General features: G+C 72.3%; 4 protein-coding genes. 1 reads left to right on the top strand and 3 read right to left on the bottom strand.

Features of this window, described 5'->3' with window-relative positions:
* Positions 1–7: 7 nt before the first annotated feature.
* The 3 genes from paaC to paaA are packed head-to-tail and all read right to left on the bottom strand — an operon-like array spanning position 8 to position 2,187.
* Entirely contained in the window at positions 8–925 is a 918-nt protein-coding gene (gene paaC, locus ACFFNX_RS45365; protein ID WP_378212504.1) for a 1,2-phenylacetyl-CoA epoxidase subunit PaaC, read from the bottom strand.
* A gap of 12 nt (positions 926–937) precedes the next feature.
* The gene (gene paaB / locus ACFFNX_RS45360; RefSeq protein WP_378212502.1) at positions 938–1,231 is read right to left on the bottom strand and encodes a 1,2-phenylacetyl-CoA epoxidase subunit PaaB; all 294 of its coding nucleotides are present in this window, start codon (positions 1,229–1,231) and stop codon (positions 938–940) included.
* Positions 1,228–2,187, bottom strand: a complete 960-nt coding sequence (paaA, locus tag ACFFNX_RS45355) for a 1,2-phenylacetyl-CoA epoxidase subunit PaaA (protein WP_378212501.1) — start codon at positions 2,185–2,187, stop codon at positions 1,228–1,230. Before paaA ends, paaB begins: the two co-directional genes overlap by 4 nt.
* Before the next feature lie 121 nt (positions 2,188–2,308).
* On the opposite strand from paaA, the gene ACFFNX_RS45350 reads away from it, so the two are divergent.
* The coding region (locus ACFFNX_RS45350; protein ID WP_378212500.1) for a 3,4-dehydroadipyl-CoA semialdehyde dehydrogenase at positions 2,309–3,467 on the top strand (1,159 nt) is incomplete at its 3' end.

Genomic DNA, 3,467 nt, shown 5'->3' with positions numbered 1-3,467 from the left:
CGGGCGCTCACCAGCGCCCGCTCGGGTGTGCGCGCGCGACCACCTGCATCTCGGCGAGCAGCCGGCTGAGGGCCTCGGTGTGCGTCCCGTGCCGACCGGTTCGCCCGCCGACTCCGGCGAGCGGCGCGCGGTCCGGGCGGTCGACGCCGCTCACGGCGAACACCTGGTCGAGGACGGCGTCCACCTCGTCGCGGGTGGAGGCGGGGTCGACGCCGACGCCCGCCCGCGCGAGCGCGCGTTCGAGGGGGTGTGTGGAGACCAGTTCGTCCTGGAAGGGCCACAGGGCGTCCAGGGCCGTGACGAGCCTGCGGTGCGACTCGTCGGTGCCCTGCGCGAGGGTGAGAAACCAGCGGCCCGCCCAGTCCCGGTGGTACGCGACCTCTTTGACGCCCTTGGCCGCCACCGCGGCCAGCACCTTGTCATCGCTCCCGCGGAGTCGTTCCAGCAGCGCGAGGCGGGCCGCCGAGAACAGCAGCAGGCGGACGACGACGTGCGCGAAGTCGCCGTTCGCCACCTCGGCGAGGCGCACGTTGCGGAACCGCCCGTCCTCGCGGAAGAAGGCGAGCGCGTCCTCCGCGGGCACCGGCGAGCCCTCGGGCAGGACGGGCACGACGCCGGGGTCCGCGGCGGCCGCCCGCGCCAGCAGGAGGCGTGCCTGGCCGAGGAGGTCGAGGGCCATGTTCGCCAGTGCGATGTCCTCTTCGAGGTCGGGCGCGCGGCTGCACCATTCCGACAGGCGCTGCGACATGATCAGGGCGTCGTCGCCGAGCATGAGGCAGTAGGCGGCGAGGTCGGCGTGGTCGACGCCGTCCGGCACCGTCGTGTCCACGCCCGCCAGCGGATCCTCGAAGTCGGTGCCGAAGGCCCACTGCGAGGAGTCGCCGCCGATCAGACCGTCGAAGATGCTGCCGTGGTCATCGGTCATGGTGGGCTGCCCTCACATGTGCGGCACGTTGTCGGGGATCTCATAGAACGTCGGGTGGCGGTAGACCTTGTCGCCGTTGGGCGCGAACAGCGGGTCCTTCTCGTCCGGGCTGGACGCGGTGATCGCGTCGGCCCGTACGACCCAGATGCTCACGCCCTCGTTGCGCCGGGTGTAGACGTCGCGCGCGTGCCGCAGGGCCATCGCGTCGTCCGGGGCGTGCAGCGATCCGACGTGCACGTGGTTGAGCCCGCGCTTGCCGCGGACGAACACCTCATAGAGCGGCCACTCCCGCCGGTCGCCGCTCATCGGGCACCCGCCTCGGAGCGCTCCGCGAACGCCGACGCGGCCTCGCGCACCCAGGCGCCGTCCTCGTGCGCGGCGCGGCGGTGCGCCAGTCGCTGCGCGTTGCACGGCCCGTTCCCGCCGATGACCGCGGTGAGCTCCGCCCAGTCCGGCTCGCCGAAGTCGTGGTGGCCGCGCTCCTCGTTCCAGCGCAGGGCGGGGTCGGGCAGGGTCACGCCGAGCGCCTCCGCCTGCGGGACGGTCATGTCGACGAACTTCTGCCGCAGCTCGTCGTTGGAGTTGCGCTTCACCCCCCAGGCCATCGACCGCGCGCTGTTGGGCGACTCCCCGTCCGGCGGGCCGAACATCATCAGGCTCGGCCACCAGAACCGGTCGACCGACTCCTGGACCATGGCGCGCTGCGCGTCCGTGCCGCGCATCATCGTCATGAGCAGCTCGTAGCCCTGCCGCTGGTGGAAGGACTCCTCCTTGCAGATACGGATCATGGCCCGGCCGTACGGCCCGTAGGAGGTGCGGCACAGCGGCACCTGGTTGCAGATCGCCGCTCCGTCGACGAGCCAGCCGATCGTGCCGACGTCGGCGTAGGAGAGCGTCGGGTAGTTGAAGATCGAGGAGTACTTCTGCCGGCCGGTGAGGAGCAGGTCGGTCAGCTCCGCGCGGGAGACGCCGAGGGTCTCGCACGCCGAGTAGAGGTAGAGGCCGTGCCCGGCCTCGTCCTGCACCTTGGCCAGGAGGATCGCCTTGCGGCGCAGCGACGGGGCGCGTCCGATCCAGTTGCCCTCGGGCTGCATGCCGATGATCTCCGAGTGGGCGTGCTGGGCGATCTGGCGTACGAGCGTCCTGCGGTAGGCCTCCGGCATCCAGTCCCGGGGCTCGATGCGGTCGTGGCGTGCGATGGTCGCGTCGAACCCGGCCTGCAGCCGCCCCTCCGGATCCCGCTCCGTGGGGGTCGTCGTCATCTTCCCTCCGAGATTATTTACTTATCGCTCGGTCAGTAATAAGGTCGCACGGCCGGGGCCGTCCGCGCAACCGGTCGCGGTGCACGAAGGCCACCAGGTCCCGTCCCGGAGAGGAGATAGTGTGAGCGCGCTGCTGGAGAGCTATGCCGCCGGACGTTGGTTCCGGGCGGCGGACGACGGGGCACCTCTGCTCGACGCCGCGACGGGCGAGGAGGTCGCGCGCGTCTCCAGCCGGGGCCTGGACGTCTCCGCGATGGTCCGGCACGCGCGGGAGACCGGCGGCCCCGCGCTGCGCTCCCTGACCTTCCACGAACGGGCCGCCCTGCTCAAGGCGCTGGCCAAGCACCTGATGGCCGGCAAGGAGGAGCTGTACGCGCTGTCGGTGCGGACCGGCGCCACCGCGGCGGACACCGCGATCGACGTCGACGGCGGCGTCGGCACCCTGTTCGGCTACGCGAGCAAAGGGGTGCGCGAGCTGCCGAACGACACGGTCGTCCTCGACGGCGGCCTCGAGCGCCTGAGCAAGGGCGGTACGTTCGTCGGCCAGCACGTCTACACGTCCCGGCCGGGTGTCGCGGTCCAGATCAACGCCTTCAACTTCCCGGTCTGGGGGATGCTCGAGAAGCTGGCCCCGGCGTTCCTCGCCGGGCTGCCCTCGATCGTCAAGCCCGCGAGCCAGACCGCGTACCTCACCGAGCTCACCGTCCGGCGGATCATCGAGTCGCGCATCCTGCCCGAAGGCGCGCTCCAGCTCATCGCCGGTGGGGCGGGCGGCCTGCTCGGCGAGCTGACGGTCCAGGACTCCGTCGCCTTCACCGGCTCCGCGCACACCGCGGGCGTGCTGCGCCGCCACCCCAACGTGCTGGACGGCGGCGTGGTCCTCGGGGTCGAGGCTGACTCCCTCAACTGCTCGATCCTCGGGCCCGACGTACGGCCGGAGGACCCGGAGTTCGACCTGTTCGTCCGGGGCGTCGCCACCGAGATGACGGTCAAGGCGGGCCAGAAGTGCACGGCCATCCGCCGCGTGCTCGTGCCCGCGGCGGCGGCCGACCGGGTGATCGAGGCACTCGCCGCACGATTGGCGAAGGTCACGGTCGGCGACCCGCGCAACCCCGGCGTACGGATGGGCGCGCTCGCGAGCCTCGGCCAGCGCGACGAGGTGGGCAAGGCCGTCGAGGCGCTGCGGGCGAACGCCGAGGTCGTCATCGGCGATCCCCGTGGCGCGGCTCCGGTGGACGGCGACCCCGCGCGCGGCGCCTTCATGACGCCGCGCGTGCTGC

The organism is Actinoallomurus acaciae (assembly GCF_042429965.1).
GTDB classification, from domain to species: Bacteria; Actinomycetota; Actinomycetes; order Streptosporangiales; family Streptosporangiaceae; genus Actinoallomurus; species Actinoallomurus acaciae.
The sequence above is the reverse complement of the archived record's forward strand: the minus strand, read 5'-3'. Positions and strand labels throughout refer to the sequence as shown.

What these genes read in the sequence shown, in the direction of transcription:
- paaC (WP_378212504.1), bottom strand. Translation starts at nt 925, where the DNA reads ATGACCGATGACCACGGCAGCATCTTCGACGGTCTGATCGGCGGCGAC.
- paaA (WP_378212501.1), bottom strand. Translation starts at nt 2,187, where the DNA reads ATGACGACGACCCCCACGGAGCGGGATCCGGAGGGGCGGCTGCAGGCC.
- paaB (WP_378212502.1), bottom strand. Translation starts at nt 1,231, where the DNA reads ATGAGCGGCGACCGGCGGGAGTGGCCGCTCTATGAGGTGTTCGTCCGC.